Here is a 17,060-nt window from a genome sequence, read left to right on the forward strand (position 1 = left end):
GATAGTGGTGAGTGGATAGTGACCAGCCACTAGTCACTAACAGAGGGCAGGGCTTCCCGCCGGTCTAGCTAAAACTAAACCGAAAATGGAAGAAGTTTACTTACCAGAGGAGACCCTTCGCGCTTGGCTGTGGGAAGACCTGGGGCACGGCGACCTCACCACAGAGCTGACCCTACCCCCAGGACTGGAGGGTGAAGCGGTAATCCTGGCCAAGGAGACAGGGATCCTGGCCGGTCTGGAGATTGCCAAGCGGGTTTTTCGGCTGGTGGATCCCCAGGTAGAGTTCACCCCTGGGGTGGAGGAAGGGGCCAGGGTGGCTGTCGGTCAAGAAGTGGCCCACCTCAAGGGATCCCTGCGGGGCATCTTGGCAGGAGAGCGGCTGGCCCTCAACCTTCTCCAAAGGCTGTCCGGCATTGCCACCCTCACTCGCACTTATGTAGAGGCTCTCCGGGGAACCTCAACCCAGCTCCTGGACACCCGCAAGACCACTCCCGGCCTGCGCGCCCTGGAGAAGTATGCAGTACGGGTAGGGGGCGGCAAAAACCACCGCTTTGGGCTGTTCGACGGCATCTTGATTAAGGAAAACCACATTATTGCTACGCAACACTGTCGCGACCGCGGCACGGGAGGCGTTTTGGCAGCCGTCAAGCGGGCCAAGGAAGGCGCTCCCCACCACCTCAAGGTGGAGGTGGAGGTGCGGGATCTCCAGGAACTGGAAGAGGCTTTGGCAGCAGGAGCCGATCTCATCCTTCTGGACAACTTCACCCTGGAAGAAACCCAGGCCGCCGTCCAACGGGTGGGAGGGAGAGTTCCCCTGGAGGCCAGCGGCAACATGACCCCAGAACGGGCCAGGCAAGTGGCCGAGGCAGGCGTGAATTACGTCAGCGTCGGGGCGCTCACCCACTCGGCCAAGGCTTTGGATCTCTCTTTGCTGGTGGTGTGACCCTGAGCCAAGTCCTCGCTGGACACTGCTTTATTGCTACGCAACGCTGTTGCGACTGATGCTACTTTGAGAAGACAACCTAAGCCCAGCTCCAGCTCAACCGGGCGCCGCGAAAGGCTTCGCCGGGCATCTGGGTTGGGGGTTGCTTCTCTTGCCGGCTCAGATACCCCCCAAAGCAGAGTCGACCAACTCCAGGAGATGGGCTTTCCGTTATTGCTGCGCGCTGCTCCTGCAAACGCATTAGCGGGACAAAGTCCTCAGATCGTGTCCAGCCTCCAGAGGAACAAAACCGTTATTGCTACGCAACGCTGTCGCGACAAGAAGTCGAAAATGAAGGGAGAAACCCCATTGCTACACAACACTGCCACAATCGTCCAGGAGATTGCCCGGCTCAAACAGGAAAGGCAGGCAGTTATCCTCGCGCATTCGTATCAGCTCCCCGAAGTTCAAGAGGTGGCGGACTTTGTGGGAGACTCCTTAGGACTGGCTCGGGAGGCTCAAAAGACGAGCGCCCAGGTGATTGTCTTTGCGGGCGTGCATTTTATGGCGGAGACGGCTGCCATCCTTAACCCGGAAAAGACGGTGCTGCTGCCGGATCTGGAGGCGGGCTGTTCCTTGGCCGATAGCATTCGCCCGCAAGATGTGCTGCGGTGGAAGGCAGCCTGCCCTGAGGGCCTGGTGGTGGCCTACGTCAACACCGCTGCCGAGATCAAGGCTCTGGCAGATGTCTGCGTAACCAGCGCCAACGCAGTTCAAGTGGTGGCCAGCCTGCCCCCGGATCGCCCCATCTTCTTCGTGCCGGATATGTTTCTGGGAGCCCACGTTGCTCAAGTAACCGGAAGGGAGCTGGATCTCTTTCCGGGAGAGTGCCACGTGCATGTTGGCATCCGGGAAGAGCACCTCAAGGCGATGGTGGAAGAGCACCCTGGAGCAGAGTTCCTCATTCACCCGGAGTGCAGTTGCGGCTCTAGCTGTCTCTTCCTCAAACCGGATGCCAAGCTGCTCTCCACCGAGGGCATGGTGCGCTACGCCAAAGCTTCAGAAAGCCGCGAGTTTGTGGTGGCCACCGAGGTGGGCATTCTTCACCGGCTCAAGAAAGAAGCTCCAGACAAAACGTTCATCCCTGTCAAGGCAGAAGCCGTCTGCGAGTACATGAAGAAGATTACCTTGGAAAAGATTTACCGCTCCCTGCAGGAGATGCGCTACGTGATCCAGGTGCCCCAGGAGGTGGCTGAGAAGGCTCGCCGTTCCATCCTGGCCATGCTGGCAGTGCCCGCCGGAGCCTAGAGGTGGAGGGGAAGAACGGGGCGCCGCCCTTGTTAGAAACAGACCTGTTGATCCTGGGAGCAGGGGTGGCGGGGGTGTACGCAGCCCTGTGGGCCGAAGCCCAGGGGGCGACAACTCTGGTGGTAAGCAAGGATCCCCTTCCCTCTGGCTCTACCCCTTGGGCGCAGGGTGGGGTGGCTTTTCCTGTGGATGAGGCGGACGTAGAAGCCCATATCCAAGACACCTTGCAAGCGGGCCGCGGCCTGGTGGAAGAAAAGGTGGCTCGCTCCATTGTGGAGGAAGCACCCTTGCACCTGGAGAGACTTTTGCGCTGGGGCCTTCCTTTCCATCCCCAACCTGTCCGGGAGGGGGGCCACTCCCAAGCGCGGGTACGCCATCTGGGGGGGGATCGGAGCGGACTGTGGCTTCTGAGAGGTTTGCTGGCTCGCCTCAACAGGCTGCCTTTGCAGGGCTACACAGCCCTAAGCCTTTTGCTGGCGGGGGACAGGGTAGGGGGGGCCTTGCTGCTTGGCCCTGAAGGGCCGGTGGAGGTGAGGGCCGGGGCAGTTCTCCTGGCTACGGGAGGATTTGGCAGCCTTTTCCCCGTCTCGACAGCTCCCCCGGGGGCCACCGGCGACGGAATGGTGCTGGCCTGGCGGGCAGGGGCCACTCTCAGGGATCTGGAGTTTGTGCAATTTCACCCCACGGCCTTGCCCAATGGAGCGCTGGTGAGCGAGGCAGTAAGAGGAGAAGGGGCTGTTCTCCTCAACGCCTTGGGGGAGCGTTTTATGCCTCGCTATGCGGAGCTGGGAGAGCTGGCGCCGCGGGATGTGGTAGCTCGGGCCGTTTTCTGGGAGCGGCAGCAGACAGGGGGAACCTACCTGGATCTGCGGGTCGTCGAACATCTGGAGGAGCGCTTTCCCACCGTTGTTGCCTCTGCCCGCGCCTTGGGGCTGGATCCCACGAAGGATCTGCTCCCAGTTGTTCCCGCGGCTCACTACGTGATGGGTGGGATCCGAACGGACACTTTCGGCTTCACCGGCCTGCCGGGCCTTTATGCTGCTGGGGAGGTGGCTTCCACGGGCCTGCACGGAGCCAATCGCTTGGCTTCCAACAGCCTTTTGGAAGGGCTGGTCATGGGCAAGCGGGCCGCCTTGGCTGCCTTGCAAGATTTGGGAGAGGTGAGCTTTCGCCGGCAGCTGCAGAGGCTACCCGTTCTGGCGACGTCTCCCGACATCCTGCCGGCTCTCAGGCATCGAGTTGGGGAAGCTTTGGGCGTTGTGCGGGAGGGAACACGGCTGCGGGCTTTTCTGACCTTTGTCAAGGCACTTCCCCTGCAGGAAAAGCCTTGGGCCACCCGGGAAGAGGCTGAGGCAGGCAGTCTGCTTTTGCTGGCCCGTCTGGTAGCTCAGGGGGCGCTGCTGCGGGAAGAAAGCCGAGGAGCCCATTTCCGCGAGGATTTTCCTCAGGAAGGGGAGCCTTTCCATACGGAGGTGCGCGGTTCAACTTTTTTCCGGAGACCTCTTGATGCTACGCATCGCTAACGGCAACAGGCATTCCACTCATGGTGAAAGACGCCCGGCCTGTCGATGCGCTCGAAGGTGTGGGCTCCGAAGAAGTCCCGCTGGGCTTGGGTGAGGTTCTGGGGCAGGTTGGCGGTACGGTAGCTGTCGTAGTAGGCCAAGGAAGCGCTGATGGCCGGGATCGGGATCCCCAAGGCCGCCGCTGTGGCCACCACCCGCCGCCAGGATCCCTGCCGCTCCCGGATGGCCTGCTCGAATTCCTCATCCAAGAGCAGGTTCACCAGCTCTGGATCCCGTTTGTAGGCCGACTGGATCTCGCCCAGGAAGCGGGCGCGGATGATACAGCCCCCCTTCCAAATCCGCGGAATCTCACTGAAGGTGTAGACGTAGCCGTGGGCAACGGTGGCTTTTTTGAGCAGGGCCATCCCCTGAGCATAGGAGCAGATTTTGGAGCAATAGAGAGCAGCGCGCAGATCTTGGATAAAGCGATCGGGATCCCCTTCAAAAGTGGCGTCCGGCCCTTTCAACTGGGCAGAGGCAGCCACCCGCTCCTCTTTCATCGACGAGAGGATACGAGCTTGCACTGCCGCCTCGATGGTGGGCACCGCTACCCCCAGATCCAGAGCATCTTTGACCGTCCACAAACCGGTGCCTTTCTGCCCGGCCTTATCCAGGATGAGATCCACCAAAGGCTTGCCGGTTTCCGGATCCAGGGTTTGGAAAATCTTGGCGGTAATTTCAATCAGGAAAGATTCCAGCTCCGTTTCATTCCAAGCCTGAAAAATCTCCTGCATCTGCGAGGCCGACAGCTTCAAGGCCCTGCGCATTAGGTCATAGACCTCGGCGATCAGTTGCATATCGCCGTATTCGATGCCGTTGTGCACCATCTTCACGTAGTGCCCGCCCCCTTTGGGCCCCAGGTAGGTGACACAGGGGCCGTCTGGCACTTGAGCGGCAATTTTGGTCAAGATGGGCTCCAGTTGTTGGTAAGCCTCTGGGCTACAGCCGGGCATGAGGCTGGGGCCGTTCAGGGCGCCCTCTTCCCCGCCGCTCACCCCCATGCCGACAAAGTGGATCCCGGTGGGAGCTAGGGCTTCGGCACGGCGATCGGTGTCGGTGTAGAGGGAGTTGCCGCCGTCGATGATGATATCCCCCGGATCCAGCAGGGGTTTAAGCTCGTCAATCACCGCGTCTACCGGCGCACCCGCCTTGACCATGATCAAGAATTTGCGGGGCCGCTCCATCAGTTGCACCAATTCCGGCAGGCTGTAGGCGGGGGTGATCCGTTTGCCTTGGGCTCGCTCCCGCATGAACTGGTCGGTTTTGGAGCTGGTGCGGTTGTAGACGGCAACCGGGAAGCCATTGCGCTCGACGTTGAGGGCCAGGTTTTCCCCCATCACCGCTAGGCCAATCACCGCAAAGCTGGGCTTGCTCATGGTTGGGGCACTATCGACACCTCACCCAATCTAGAGGCCAATCTGACCGACGGGGCTCAGGGATCCTGTTTTCTTCACCTTTGCCGGCCCTGATTCAAGGGCAGCCCAAACTCTCACGGGTGGTTACGCCGGTTATCGGGTGGGATCCCTCAGCTCGCTCACACAACTGCCGCTTTGCCGCCCGATCCACATAGGCTTCGCTGAAATCGGCGCCGGCAATCTGCGCTCCTTGCCAAACCGCCCGTGCGGCAATGGCTCCCGTGAGCTTGGCCCCTCTGAGATCGGCTCCTGCCAAATTGGCCAGATCCAAAAGGCTATTGCTCAAATCGGCACCGGATAGGTTGGCCCCCGCCAGATTGGCCTTGGTGAATGCCGCCCCCGAAAGGTTGGCCCCGTGCAGATCGGCGCCCTGCAGGTTGGCGCTGACAAAGCTGCTGCCCCGCCAATCTTGGCCGGATAGATCTTGACCTTGCAGATCGGCGTTGTTGAAGTTGAGACGGGCTTGGCTGCCCGCTATGGAGCCCCAGAGGAGCCAAAGCAGCAGAGTGGCCGCCAGCAGCATGCCCAGCTTCCCGAAGTCGCGCCAGCAAGTCGAGGCGTTGGATTTTGGGGCCATCGAGGATCCCTAGATTCTCTACCCCCATTCTTGCCGATTTTCCCCTTGCCCACTGAGAACTGGGATCATTGCGTTGCAGCAGAGACAGCCGTTATCCGCCGTAGGTTACATTCCGCTCGGTGGTGCGAAATTGCAGGATCGTCAGCCCCACCACAATGAGAAACAGGACGATGGATTGCGCGGCAGCCCTACCCAAATTGCCTGAAGACACTCCAATTTTGTAGATCTCGTAGATCAACACCGAGGTGGATCCGGAAGGGCCTCCGGCAGTCAGCAAGTCAATGGTGCCAAAGATATCGAAAAACGCATAGGTCATGTTGGTAATCACCAAAAAGAAGGTGATGGGAGAAAGCAGCGGTAGGGTGATGGCAAAAAAGCGACGCACAGCCCCGGCTCCATCAATGGCAGCCGCCTCCAGCAGATCCTTGGGCAGGTTTTGCAGGCCGGCAAGGTAAAACAAAATGTTGTAGCCCATCTGCTTCCAAACGCTAGCAAAGATCACCACCCAAGGGGCCAAGTTGGGATCGCTGAGCCAGTTTAAACGGGGGATCCCCACCAGCCCCAGCAAGTGGTTGGCCACCCCTCCCAAGGGGTTGAACATGATAAAGAAGATGATCCCGGCCACCGCCGGAGAGATGGCGTAGGGCCAGATCAGCAACACCCGATAAATCGCCGCCCCCCGAATCGGCTGATAGGCCAGCGTGGCAATCAACAGGGATCCGCTCAACCCCAGCACCACGATGGCCGCCGAAATGGCAAAGGTAATCCCCAGGCTGCGCAGATAGGTGGAATCCGTCAGCAAAGCGGTAAAGTTATCCACACAGACGAAGCGGCTGCGCGGCGCCCCCACAAACGTGAGCAGGGTGGAAAGGCGGAAGGTATCCAGCCCTGGGTAGTAGAGAAACACCACCAAGATCGTGAAGGTGGGCAACAAGAGCAGCCACGCCAGCCACCACTGCTTAAAGATGCCCCTCTCCTGAACAGCTGGGCCGGGGATCCCCAGGCGGCGCTCCTGCTCCTTCTGCGTCCACGCCAACAGTGGCCAGAGGGGAATGGCCATGCCCGCCAGCACCAGCCCCACGCCAAAGGCCATGTCGATGGCCTTGCGCTCCGGCTCAAAAGTGCAAAAATCCAGGGGCGCCATAAAAATCAGGGATCCCAGCCCTCCTGCTAGGCCCCCCAGCACTGCCCCCACCGGCACAGGCCACTCGATGCGTCGAAAACGGAGCCCCATCCAGAGGGATCCCAGCAACCCCGCCAACAGCGGCACCAACACTTGGACGAATCCCAACATCGCCTCTCACCTCGGCTGTGCTCTTCACAAGAGCCTTATCAAAGCCCGGAAAGGGGCAGGCCGCCGCCCACCCCCATCCCTCAATAACACCCCTGGCCCATCGACACTGGGGCTACTGGTAAAGGGAGTTGTACTCGGCCAGAAGGCGGTTGGCCTCCTCGTTGGCCTTGGCCATGGCCTGGGCCGGATCCCCGCCTTTAAGCATCAGATCTTCCATGGTTTGGGTCACCACGTTGCGAATTTCGGGGAAGGCCCCCAGCAGCGCCCCACGGGTGGCAGGGGTCACTTTGGAATTATTAATTTGGTCGCTGGCGGTGAAGAAGTTGGGGTTTTCCTTGAACCAGCCCTTCGACTCCAGCAAGGCTACCGAGCTTTTCCGAATGGGCAAGTAGCCGGTCACTTGGTGCCACTCGGCAGCATTTTCGGTGTTATTGAGCCACAGCATGAAGGTCAGCGCCCCCTCTTCCACCTCCTTGGGCAGATCCTTCACCAGCCAGAGGCTGGCTCCCCCGATCAAGTTCCCCGTCCAACCCTTGTCGGCGTTGTAGGGCATGCGGGTGGTGACCAGCTCGATGTTGTTCTGCTTGGCGGCATTGGTGATGTTGGCGGCATCGGCGCTGCTGGTGATGGCCATGGCGACGGTACCGGTCTGGATGGCCTGCTCTGTGGCTGCCCAATCCCGCTGCTTGCCGCTGTAGATGTAGTAGCCTTTGTCATACATCCCTTTCCACCAGGTGGCGATGGCAATTGACGGCTCCGAGTCCAAAAAGACCTGGGTGGCACGGGCGGCACGGCCATTGTCGTTGTTGGCCAAGAGGGCATTCTGCTGGGCCATCCACTGCTCGTAGAACCAGCCGTGATTGGGCCAGGTCACACAGCCCTGGGGAGCGTCGGGGAGGGCCATGATCTTTTGACAAGCAGCCTCCAGCTCTTGCCAGGTGGCCGGCGGCTTTTCGATCCCAGCCTTCTTCAAGATGGCCGTGTTGGAGTAGAGAATGGGGCTGGAGCTGTTCCAGGGCATGGAGGTAAATTTGCCATCCAGGGTGTAGTAGCTCACCACCGGCTCGATAAAATCGTCGAAATTCACTGGGATCCCGTTCACTTCGGTGCGATTGCCCAGAGCCTCGGCAATGGACTTGAAGTAACCAAAATCCCGTGCCCGTTGGGTGCCCACCTCAAACCACTGCACCACCGAAGGAGCAGCATTTTGTTGAATGGCCAGGTCGGTGGCTTGCTGAATTTCTTCGTAGTTGCCGTAGCCTTCGACCGTAACTTTGTATTGAGGAAATTGCTTGTTGAACTCTGCCGCTTTTTCGCGGGCCCAATCCAGGCGGTTATCGGTAAAGGCAATCCAAACTTTGACTTCGGCAGGAGACTGAGCAAAGCTGTCGGCAGCCAGAAGAGCAGCAGCAGACGCAGCCACCAGGCCAGCCGCAACAGCCAGGAAAGTACGACGGGTATTCATAGAAAGATGCAGTCGCATTCGCTAAAGGCACCTCTGAGATTACAGCACCGACATTAAGAGCAGGTTATGTCTGGCGGGATCCCTCTAGGAAGTGAACCCTCAGGCCGAAGTCAGAGTCAGATGAGGTGAGCACCTAGCCTGGGTCATGATTGGCAATTTCTCAAGGGGTCTCGAAAAATGAGAATGAAAATGAAAACCCCAAGCTTTTGCCTGTTATTGGTTACTGCCCTCCTGATGGCGCTTGCTCCCTTTGCGCAGGCTCGCCCCCGTCAACGCACTCGCACAGCCACCACGCCAACGGCTGGATCCCTGGCCCCGCGCGGTGGGCGCACCTTCACTCACTCCGGCACCTACACTCGCACCGGGCCAAGTGGCAGATCGGGTAGTGGCACCTATTCCGGCCAGGGATCCCGGCAATTCATTCCCGGTCAGGGGGTGGAAGGAGACTATTCCGGCCAAGTCACTACCCAACAAGGTCAGACCTGGAACCTGAACCATCAGCACACCACCACCCGCACGAATGAGGGCTGGCAACGGCAGGGCAGCACCACCCTGCAAAACGCCGAGGGCAAGACGGTGGGCAGCAGCTCGAGCCTTATCGAGGGCCAAGCGGGGCAAGGCTGGCAGCGCAGCGGCCAATTCAACAATGCTCGCGGCCAAACCTACACCACCGAGTCGAGCAGCACACCGACCGGGCCAGGACACTGGCAGCGGGAAACTCGCGTCTTCAATGCCCAAGGGGATCTGCTCGGTGGCTCTGATACCGATGTGCAGTACCGATTTGTACCAGGGCAAGGCTGGGTGAAAACAGTAGAAGGCAAGACTCTAAAGGGTCAACCCATCCGCCGCACCACCACGATCGGCCCCAACCTGTGAAGAAGAATCTGAAGGGCACTTTAAGGGATCCCTTAGGATTTTGTGGGAGGAAGCGGGCGGACGGAATCGAACCGACAACAGCAGTTTGGAAGACTGCGGTTTTACCATTAAACTACGCCCGCACGGGCATTCAGCGATGCTGAATATCTATGGTAGCATCTCTCGGCGGTGCCCCTTCCCACTCAGAGTTTGGAGAAAAATCCATCTCCATCAGCGGGACAGACTTCTCCGGTAGGCTGGGCTTACTTGCTCTGGAGATCTTTCTGGCGTTTCCTTTGCCATTGGCGAAACTCTTTCTCGTAGCGTTCACCCTCCGTTTGGTAGGCGTTCCAGCCCTTGAGGGCAACGGTCAAGCCCCACCCCATGAGTATAAACAGCGACCAAGATAGCCCTCCACCGGAGAGCCAGTCTAAGCCCAGCAAAAAGCTGTTGACAATTCCATAGCGGCCCAGCAGTTGGTAAAACTGCCGACGGCGGTAGCGCTGGAATTCTCGGTGTTGGCTGTTCAGCTCTTGCCAGGCCTTCCATTCCTGCTCGGCCAAGTCCAGCTCTTGGGGGGAGATCCCCAGTTCGGCAGCCATCTCCTGCAGTTGGGAGCGGGTGAACTCGCCCAGGCGTGGCTGGCGGGCAATGGCCCGCTGGAGGATCTGCTGCACGTCCTCTTGGCTGTACCGGGATCCCGACATTTGGCTGACTTACATATAACTTCGTAAACTTTATATCTCTTAGTTTGGGCTAGCTGGATCTTGCGCCTTATGAAGCTCCCTCCGCCGCGGGATCCCAACCGTTAGACTAAACCTAGACTGCGAGCCTCCTTCTCTGGGGTTAAGTGTCCCTGTACTGCCTGTGATCTGTGCTTGCCAGTAGGGTTATGGCCTCCACCCGCTCTAGATCTTACCTTCGCCAGAGTCGTACCTCCCTATTGAGCGATCTGCTGCAGGCTTTGCCGCACCTGCGCCCACAACTGTATTTCAAATCCTCTTTGGTTGCCCTCAGCCACGCCATTGAGGATCAGGTGCTGCAAGGGCAGGGATCCCCGTGGGTATTCGCTAACTTTCAAAAGGAGCGCTACTACCGCCAGGAGGCACGGCGCTACCAGCGCATCAGCGCAATGGCCCAAGACGTGTTTGTGTTGGCGACCCCAGAAAAGGATTTTGCTCAGACAGACCTGCCCTACCACACCATTCCCTTGGATCCAGAGGATCCCTTGGTGCAGGAGTGGCACTTGATCGTCATCGATGCCCACTATGCCACCTGCCTCGTGTGTCGAGAACGCTTGCAGATGCAGCGGGAGCGTCCTTGGCAAAGCAGCGATATGGATGCAGCTCGCCAATTTGATGGGATCTGGTCATTTGATCGTCAGATTACAGTCCAAGCGGCTTTGGCCCTGTTGCCCAAGATCCTCAGTTACCGACCGGATCTGGAACCTCGCCTTGAGCCCCTTCGCCAGTACCTCAAGGGATCCCCGCAAAACTCCGCCAGCCAACTGAATCCAGGCCCCTTTACCGAGCGGCTGATCACCTATCTCCAGGCAGGGCAATACAAACTGCAGCGGGCCTACCGCACCATTCGGGTGCAAGAGCGCAAAGAGCATCTGATCAACCGCATCAGCAGTGCCATTCGCCAGTCTTTGGATACCGGCGAGATTTTGGCAATTGCTGTGCAGGAGCTGGGGCAGGTGGCAGAGGTGGGGCGATGTTTGATCTACCGTTACGATGGCCAGGCCCCTGCTGTTCAGATTGAGCAGGAGTACCGCACCCTAACGATGGGCAGCCTTAAGGGATCCCTGTGGCCTCTTCCCAGCAACCCTTTTTTGCGGGAGGCAGTAGCCTCGGCACAAGCGGTGTGCTGCGAGGATACCCAAAAGGATCCCCGCCTGCAGCGAGTGCCGGAGCTGTGGCAGCCGGCCCAAATTCGGGCTTGGGTGGCCATGCCGATTCTCTATCAAGGGCGGTTGCTGGGCCTATTGGAGCTACACCACGAACACCCTCACCGCTGGCAGCCGGCCACTCTGGAGTTGGCAGAAGCCATTGCCAACCAAGTGGGGGTAGCCCTCTTGCAGGCAGAAGCCTATCAGCACCTAGAAGAGCTCAATCGCCAGTTGGCAGCTCTGGATCAGGCCAAATCAGAGCTGATTGCCGTGACCGGACACGAGCTGCGCACCCCGCTGTCCACCATTCAGGTGTGTTTGGAGTCTTTGGCCAGCGACCCCGACATGCCCCTGGAGATGCGCCAGGAAATGTTGAACACAGCCCTGCAAGATGCCGATCGGCTGCGGGAGTTGGTGCAGGACTTTCTCACCCTCTCCAAGCTGGAAAGTGGTCGCGTTCGCTGGCATATCGAGCCGTTGTCTGCTCAAGAATGTGTGGAGCTGGCCCTGAGCAATGTCAAAGCGCGACGGCGGCACGAAGACTTGCCCACCATCGAGCAGGTGCTGCCCAAACGGCTGCCAATGGTTAGGGCGGATGGGGAGTGGCTGGTGGAGGTGTTGCGTAAGCTGCTGGACAATGCCTGCAAATTTACCCCTTCCACCGGACGGATCTGGATTCGGGCAGAAGTGGAGCCACCAGCCGGTGGATCGACGGGGGCGATGGTGAAGTTCACTGTTGCCGACACCGGGCGCGGCATTGAGCCAGACCGGTTGCAAGCCATCTTCGAGCGGTTTTATCAAGCAGAGGGATCCCTGCGGCGCTCGGTGGGTGGGACGGGCTTGGGGCTAGCCATTTGCCGACTGATCATTGAGGCCATGGGGGGGCGCATCTGGGCAGAATCGGGGGGGATCAATCAGGGCAGTGCCTTCCACTTCACCCTGCCGATAGCGCACCCACACACCCAAGGACAGCCCTCGATCGCTGCTTGAGACTCGAAAGGTGAAGGACCACCGGCCCACTTTGCCTCTGGGATCCACCTGGCAAATTCCAGCTCGAATATCAAATCCCACAAATGGCAATAAAGCTGTTCCCCAGCCCCCCTCTTCTTTGGCAGAAGGGCTGAGAGTGGTCGCGTCAGCGGCGCGGAGCGCTTGGGGAACGAGGTACCTATTGGGCGCGCCTCAAACGGGCTTGGAATAATCCGACAAACTCAGGCAGCGCTCCCGAATGGCTTGTAAGTTCAGGGCCAAATCTTGGCAAATGCGGCGCTCCACCAGACCGACAGGCATTCTGCGGGGAGGCTTGACCTGCAGGTGGTAGGTGAGCAAGGTTTGATGGGCCGACCAATCGGCCAGATCCCAAAACCCCTCGAAGATAAGAAAATCCCCTTGTGTTTTTTGGAAGCGAAGCTGCTGAGGAAAGATCTCCTCGATAGCCAGCACCACCGCAGCAGAAAATTGGGCAAATAAAACCTTTTGGGATCCCACTTGACGTACCAGTGTGCGGCCATTCTCACGGCCAATGACGCGACTTTCCACCAAGTTGGGAATAAACTCCGCCAGATGGTCGTAGTCGGTCAAAACCTGCCAGACCTGCTGCCGCTCCACCGGAATCAGGACGCGACCTCGCACTTGGCAGCGGCGCTCCCCCAAATCCTCCACCTCCACCTGGATGTCTGAGGACTCCGTCCCACTGACGCCAGCAGGAATGGGGATCCCATCTTCTGGGGTGGGGTCTTGGGGATCCCATTCAGGGTCAGAAGGCATGGCGAGAACTTCAGTCGCGTAGGTGCTGTAGAGCAGTGCGGAAACCGGAGAGGGAATCGATTTTTGACTGGACAAACCATTCGCCAGCAGTTCCAATAGGCTGCCCCCCTGTGTTTTCTATTGTATCAGGGAACTGTATAGCAGATAACGAACTCTAGGGGAGAAGGGCCTGGAACCAACCGACGATCACCTGCCAAACCTGTTCTAGAAGGGCAAAGGGATCCCGCAACTCCTGCAGCACCTGCCGCGGGCCAATTCTAAAGACCACGTACAACACGGCCAAGATGATTACAATCCCCACCGTTGTCCAGATGGCCTCTCGAACCACCCGCACCCAAAAAACCAGCATAAAAATGGCGATGGCTACAGCGGCAACCAGCGGCAATGTGTCCAGTACCATCGGATCCCACCTCGTTTGGCTCAGATGTTTCAGATTTAACTCCACTGTAGCCAGCTTGAACTGAAAACAGGTGTTCGTAGATGTCCGTTGACAAGGGATCTCCTCTCGTAAAATGGGATCACCTCGAGATAACCCCTCTTTAGCTGGGCTAGACCTATGGACATCATCACCCTTGGCTGGATTGCCGTCCCCACCTTCTTCGTTCTTTCCATTGCCCTGGTGGTCTGGGGGCGCAACGGCATGTAATTTGTCATGCCTGGATTGAGCCTCACATCCATCTTGCATCCATCTTGTTGTCCCTGTCGCCGATATTGACAGGGCTACCCCCACTCACGCCATGGAAACCGATCTTCCCTTGGTCGCCCGCATCGCCTACGGAAGCATCTTTTTGCTGTTGACAGCCGTAACCCTGGGCGTTGGCTACATTACCTTCATCGACTGGCGGGATCGGCGGCGACGCAACGAAGTTGAGCGCAAAGCCCGTCGCTCCAAGCGCTAGCGCCGCTGTTGGGCCTGCTCAGGTCAGTCTTCAACCCAACTCAGGGTGGGGATGGCCAGGTAAGGCAGGGGATCCTGGGGTTGCAGTTGAGAAAGATGCCGCAGGATGCCCTGGTTAGCCTGCCACAGGGCTTGCACATCCCATCCGGCGTAGGTGGGCAGAAAGTCCGCCAGCTTGCGGTTGGCCTCCCCCAACAGGATCATGCAGCCGCGGCGGTTGCCGTTTTGCAGGTGATAGTAGGCCACGGCGGTTTGCAAAAGCCCCTGGTAGAAGCGCCGCTCTGGATCCACTGCCTCCATCCACAGGGCCTCTAGGGTGTCGTGGCAGGCGTAAAATTCCCCCCGGTTAAACTGCTCGGCGGCCAAACGCAACGCTTCTGAGTGGGCATTGCTCATGTGGCTAGGCACAGTTGTGGGCTAGGGGTGAGGTCTGCACAGGCAGGGATCCCTGCGGCAACACCAGGGTAAAGCAGGTTTTGCCTTGAGAACTCTCCACCGAGACGCTGCCCCCCAGCCGCTGCATCCACTGCTTGACCAAAGCCAGGCCCAGGCCGGTGCCGCCCCGCTTCCAGGGATCCCCGCTGGGAATGCGGTAGAACTTCTCGAAGATGCGCTCCCACTCGCTGTGGGGAATTTCTACTCCCTCGTTGATCACCCGAATTTCCACCTGCTGCGGGCCGGGCCGCTGCGCCGTTACCCAGATGTTGCACCTTGGGGGAGTATACTTGCAGGCGTTGTTGACCAGCTCCTGCACCACCCGCTCCAGGCCACCTTGATCGGTGAGCACCTTGCCCACATTTGGCGCAATCTGCCACTGCAACCGTTGCTGGTTGGCCTGGGCCCGCTGTAGAAACGGCTCCAGCACGCTGGGCAGCCAGGTTGCCAGCGGCACCTCTTCCAGATGGAGCGTTTTGGATCCCTGCTCCAACCGCTGCAGATCCAGCAGGTCGTTCACCAATTCCGCCTCCCGCTCACACTCCTGCTCCAAAATCTTGAGATATTGCTCTCGTTTTTGGGGGGCGCGGGCGGTTTTCAGCAGTTGGATGGCCATCTTCATGTTGGTGATGGGGGTGCGCAGCTCGTGGGAGACGGTGCTCAAAAAATCATCTTTGAGGCGGTTGAGGCGCTCCAGCTCACCAATTTGCTGCACAGAAGCCTGGTAGAGGCGGGCCTGGCGGATGGCAATGGCGCAGTGATCCGCCACCTGCTGCACCACCTGCACCTCCAGTTCATCAAAGCACTCGGCTGCCGGCTTCGCCAGCCAGAGATCCCCCAGCACCCCTTGGTCATCCCGCAGCGGGCACACCAGCAGGGTCAGCCCTTCCCGACGGGGGATCCAGCCCTGCCCAGGCAAGTGGCAGAATTGCACCGCTTGACCCCCTTGCAGGTGCCGGTAAAGATCGGGGTAGTCGGCCAAAGTCAGGGTAATCCCGCCGACGGGCGGTAGGGCAGAGGTGTATTCGTAGCGCACCGTGGCTTGGCCGGCTGCCCAATCGTAGAGACAGAGATCGCACCCTTGGATGGACAGCCCCAGAGCCAATTCTTGCACCACTGCCCGCAGGATCTGGGCTTCCTCCAAACTGCTGCGCACCTGGTCGGTGACCCGCTGCAAGAGGGCATCCATAGCCAGAGATCGCTGCAGGGCCGCCGTCCGCTCCTGCACCTCCTGCTCCAGACGGGCGTTGAGGGTTTGCAACTGCCGGTAGAGCTGATTTTGCGTAATGGACAGGGCCAAATGTACCCCGACCCGACTCATCAGCTCTTGCTCTGCAGCTGACCAAGCCTTAGGCTCGTCAATTTTCAGCTCCCGCCAGGCAGCAAAAGAGATCAAAGGCAGTTCTTGTCTGGGATCCCCCTGGGTAAACCAACGGTAGCCCGCCCAGTGGGTTTCTTGGTAAACGGCCCCGCGAAACACGCTCAGCCAGCCCACCGGCTGGTCATTCCAGGCGAGCTGGGCCACCAGCAGGCCACGAATGGGTGTCTGCTTCATCTGCTCTTGCAGCTCCGGCCATTTCTCCAAGTGGGATAGCGACCACATCTTGACCCAGCCCCCCGCTCCTCCGGCCCTTCCGAGCTGCTCCTGTAGCCAGGTGTCGTAGCTGGCCGGGGGTTGCACGCCATGACAACAGAGGGTGTCTGCGCCCATAAAGTGGATCCGCAGCCGTGCCCCGATCCCCTGCAAACCGGCAGCAAGCTGCTCCAGCACCGTGGTCAAGGTCGTCTCCGGGTGCAGGGGCGAGTAAACTAGAGCAGCAATTTGGTTGATGAGGCGTTCCTGCTGCGCCTTCTGCCGCGCCTGCTTCAGCAATTCCGCCTGAGCAATGGCAATGGAAACTTGATCCGCCAGCAACTGCACCACCTGCAGCTCTTCTTGGGAGTAGGGACGAGGCTCAGCATGATGGGAGACCAACAGCCCCCATAGCTCCTGGTGATGCATCAGGGGAACCACCAAGGAAGAGGTCACCCCCATGGATTTCAAATAGTGAACATGGCAGGGATCCACAGGCCGCTGTAGCGGCTCGCCCAGCTGATCCCTAGCAGACAACCCCCAGGACTCCGGCTGGCTGATGGAACGGCTCTGCGCCTCCACATCCACAATCACCCGCACCTGAGCTAGGCGAAACAACCGCCGCGCCTCCTCGGGAATGTCCCCTGCCGGAAAAGTCAGCCCCAAGAGCGAGGGCAGCCGCTCCCCGCCTCGTGCTTCCGCCACCACCGTCCCATGCCCTTCCGGGTCGAAGCGGTACACCTTCACCCGATCCGTACCCAAAAAGGCGCGCACCTCCTCCACCGTCGCCCTCAGGATCTGATCCAGCTCCAGGGATTGCCGAATCTGGTGGGTGATGTGGTTGATGAGGGCGTCTCGGCTGGGTCGAGCTGCGGCAGCCCACGTTTCAGTATCCATAGTTACAAGCCCCTAGCCCCTGGAATTAGCGGAAAGTACCTAAAAATACATCCCTTTTTTCCAGCATAGGATGCCTTTGAGAAGAGCAGTCGGAGTTCAAAAGAAAAGTTAAAGAAAAAGTTAAAAATGGTAACTCAGGGTTTCCCGGGTTGGAATCGCGTAAACTACCCGGCTCCGACCGCTAAGCGGTACGGAGCGGGC

General features: G+C 59.3%; 16 protein-coding genes and 1 tRNA gene. 7 read left to right on the forward strand and 10 right to left on the reverse strand.

Going from position 1 to position 17,060, the window contains the following annotated elements; all coding sequences use genetic code 11:
• Nucleotides 1-85 precede the first annotated feature (85 nt).
• The 3 genes from nadC (at nucleotide 86) to NW843_RS09190 (ending at nucleotide 3,753) form a co-directional block, all read left to right on the forward strand.
• Nucleotides 86-943, forward strand: a complete 858-nt coding sequence (nadC, locus tag NW843_RS09180) for a carboxylating nicotinate-nucleotide diphosphorylase (protein ID WP_414522755.1) — start codon at nucleotides 86-88, stop codon at nucleotides 941-943.
• 198 nt (nucleotides 944-1,141) lie between these two features.
• Nucleotides 1,142-2,230, forward strand: a complete 1,089-nt coding sequence (gene nadA / locus NW843_RS09185) for a quinolinate synthase NadA (RefSeq protein ID WP_414342299.1) — start codon at nucleotides 1,142-1,144, stop codon at nucleotides 2,228-2,230.
• A gap of 29 nt (nucleotides 2,231-2,259) precedes the next feature.
• On the forward strand, nucleotides 2,260-3,753 hold the full coding sequence (locus NW843_RS09190) for an L-aspartate oxidase (protein WP_414522756.1): 1,494 nt from the start codon (nucleotides 2,260-2,262) through the stop codon (nucleotides 3,751-3,753).
• Here NW843_RS09190 and gndA read toward each other — a convergent pair.
• The 4 genes from gndA to NW843_RS09210 all read right to left on the reverse strand — a co-directional run bounded on the left by gndA (nucleotide 3,750) and on the right by NW843_RS09210 (nucleotide 8,543).
• Entirely contained in the window at nucleotides 3,750-5,168 is a 1,419-nt protein-coding gene (gene gndA, locus NW843_RS09195; protein ID WP_414522757.1) for an NADP-dependent phosphogluconate dehydrogenase, read from the reverse strand. The genes NW843_RS09190 and gndA overlap by 4 nt on opposite strands.
• A 94-nt stretch (nucleotides 5,169-5,262) precedes the next feature.
• Nucleotides 5,263-5,784: a pentapeptide repeat-containing protein gene (locus tag NW843_RS09200; protein WP_414329417.1), complete on the reverse strand. Its 522-nt coding sequence runs from the start codon at nucleotides 5,782-5,784 to the stop codon at nucleotides 5,263-5,265.
• Between the two features lie 91 nt (nucleotides 5,785-5,875).
• The gene (locus NW843_RS09205; protein ID WP_414329418.1) at nucleotides 5,876-7,078 is read right to left on the reverse strand and encodes a carbohydrate ABC transporter permease; all 1,203 of its coding nucleotides are present in this window, start codon (nucleotides 7,076-7,078) and stop codon (nucleotides 5,876-5,878) included.
• A 112-nt stretch (nucleotides 7,079-7,190) separates the two neighbouring features.
• Complete coding sequence (locus NW843_RS09210; protein WP_414522758.1) at nucleotides 7,191-8,543, reverse strand: ABC transporter substrate-binding protein; 1,353 nt, start codon at nucleotides 8,541-8,543, stop codon at nucleotides 7,191-7,193.
• Nucleotides 8,544-8,777: 234 nt separating this feature from the next.
• On the opposite strand from NW843_RS09210, the gene NW843_RS09215 reads away from it, so the two are divergent.
• The gene (locus NW843_RS09215; RefSeq protein ID WP_414522759.1) at nucleotides 8,778-9,419 is read left to right on the forward strand and encodes a hypothetical protein; all 642 of its coding nucleotides are present in this window, start codon (nucleotides 8,778-8,780) and stop codon (nucleotides 9,417-9,419) included.
• Between the two features lie 51 nt (nucleotides 9,420-9,470).
• Here the strand turns inward: NW843_RS09215 and NW843_RS09220 are convergent.
• A tRNA-Gly gene (locus NW843_RS09220) sits at nucleotides 9,471-9,541 on the reverse strand.
• Nucleotides 9,542-9,661: 120 nt separating this feature from the next.
• On the reverse strand, nucleotides 9,662-10,105 hold the full coding sequence (locus NW843_RS09225) for a 2TM domain-containing protein (protein WP_011434035.1): 444 nt from the start codon (nucleotides 10,103-10,105) through the stop codon (nucleotides 9,662-9,664).
• Nucleotides 10,106-10,290: 185 nt separating this feature from the next.
• Here NW843_RS09225 and NW843_RS09230 point away from each other — a divergent pair, with 185 nt between their 5' ends.
• The gene (locus NW843_RS09230; protein WP_414342288.1) at nucleotides 10,291-12,279 is read left to right on the forward strand and encodes a DICT sensory domain-containing protein; all 1,989 of its coding nucleotides are present in this window, start codon (nucleotides 10,291-10,293) and stop codon (nucleotides 12,277-12,279) included.
• A gap of 192 nt (nucleotides 12,280-12,471) precedes the next feature.
• On the opposite strand, the gene NW843_RS09235 is transcribed toward NW843_RS09230, so the two are convergent.
• Nucleotides 12,472-13,056 (reverse strand): SRPBCC family protein, encoded by a 585-nt coding sequence (locus NW843_RS09235; RefSeq protein ID WP_414522760.1) that lies wholly within the window; start codon nucleotides 13,054-13,056, stop codon nucleotides 12,472-12,474.
• Between the two features lie 154 nt (nucleotides 13,057-13,210).
• The gene (locus NW843_RS09240) at nucleotides 13,211-13,456 is read right to left on the reverse strand and encodes a hypothetical protein (RefSeq protein ID WP_049749597.1); all 246 of its coding nucleotides are present in this window, start codon (nucleotides 13,454-13,456) and stop codon (nucleotides 13,211-13,213) included.
• Nucleotides 13,457-13,612: 156 nt separating this feature from the next.
• Between NW843_RS09240 and NW843_RS09245 the strand changes: the two genes are divergently transcribed.
• Together NW843_RS09245 and NW843_RS09250 are read left to right on the forward strand one after the other, a co-directional pair.
• Nucleotides 13,613-13,702: a cytochrome b6-f complex subunit PetN gene (locus NW843_RS09245; RefSeq protein ID WP_244349857.1), complete on the forward strand. Its 90-nt coding sequence runs from the start codon at nucleotides 13,613-13,615 to the stop codon at nucleotides 13,700-13,702.
• 91 nt (nucleotides 13,703-13,793) lie between these two features.
• On the forward strand, nucleotides 13,794-13,955 hold the full coding sequence (locus tag NW843_RS09250; protein ID WP_011434030.1) for a hypothetical protein: 162 nt from the start codon (nucleotides 13,794-13,796) through the stop codon (nucleotides 13,953-13,955).
• 23 nt (nucleotides 13,956-13,978) lie between these two features.
• Here the strand turns inward: NW843_RS09250 and NW843_RS09255 are convergent, their stop codons facing one another.
• Both NW843_RS09255 and NW843_RS09260 read right to left on the reverse strand, forming a co-directional pair.
• Nucleotides 13,979-14,350 (reverse strand): DUF309 domain-containing protein, encoded by a 372-nt coding sequence (locus NW843_RS09255; protein ID WP_011434029.1) that lies wholly within the window; start codon nucleotides 14,348-14,350, stop codon nucleotides 13,979-13,981.
• Between the two features lie 4 nt (nucleotides 14,351-14,354).
• A complete protein-coding gene (locus NW843_RS09260) occupies nucleotides 14,355-16,859 on the reverse strand; it encodes a GAF domain-containing protein (protein ID WP_414522761.1) in 2,505 nt (834 codons plus the stop codon).
• Nucleotides 16,860-17,060: the final 201 nt, after the last annotated feature.

The sequence above is a fragment of the Synechococcus sp. R5-12 genome, from assembly GCF_047502655.1.
Classification (GTDB): Bacteria; Cyanobacteriota; Cyanobacteriia; order Thermostichales; family Thermostichaceae; genus Thermostichus.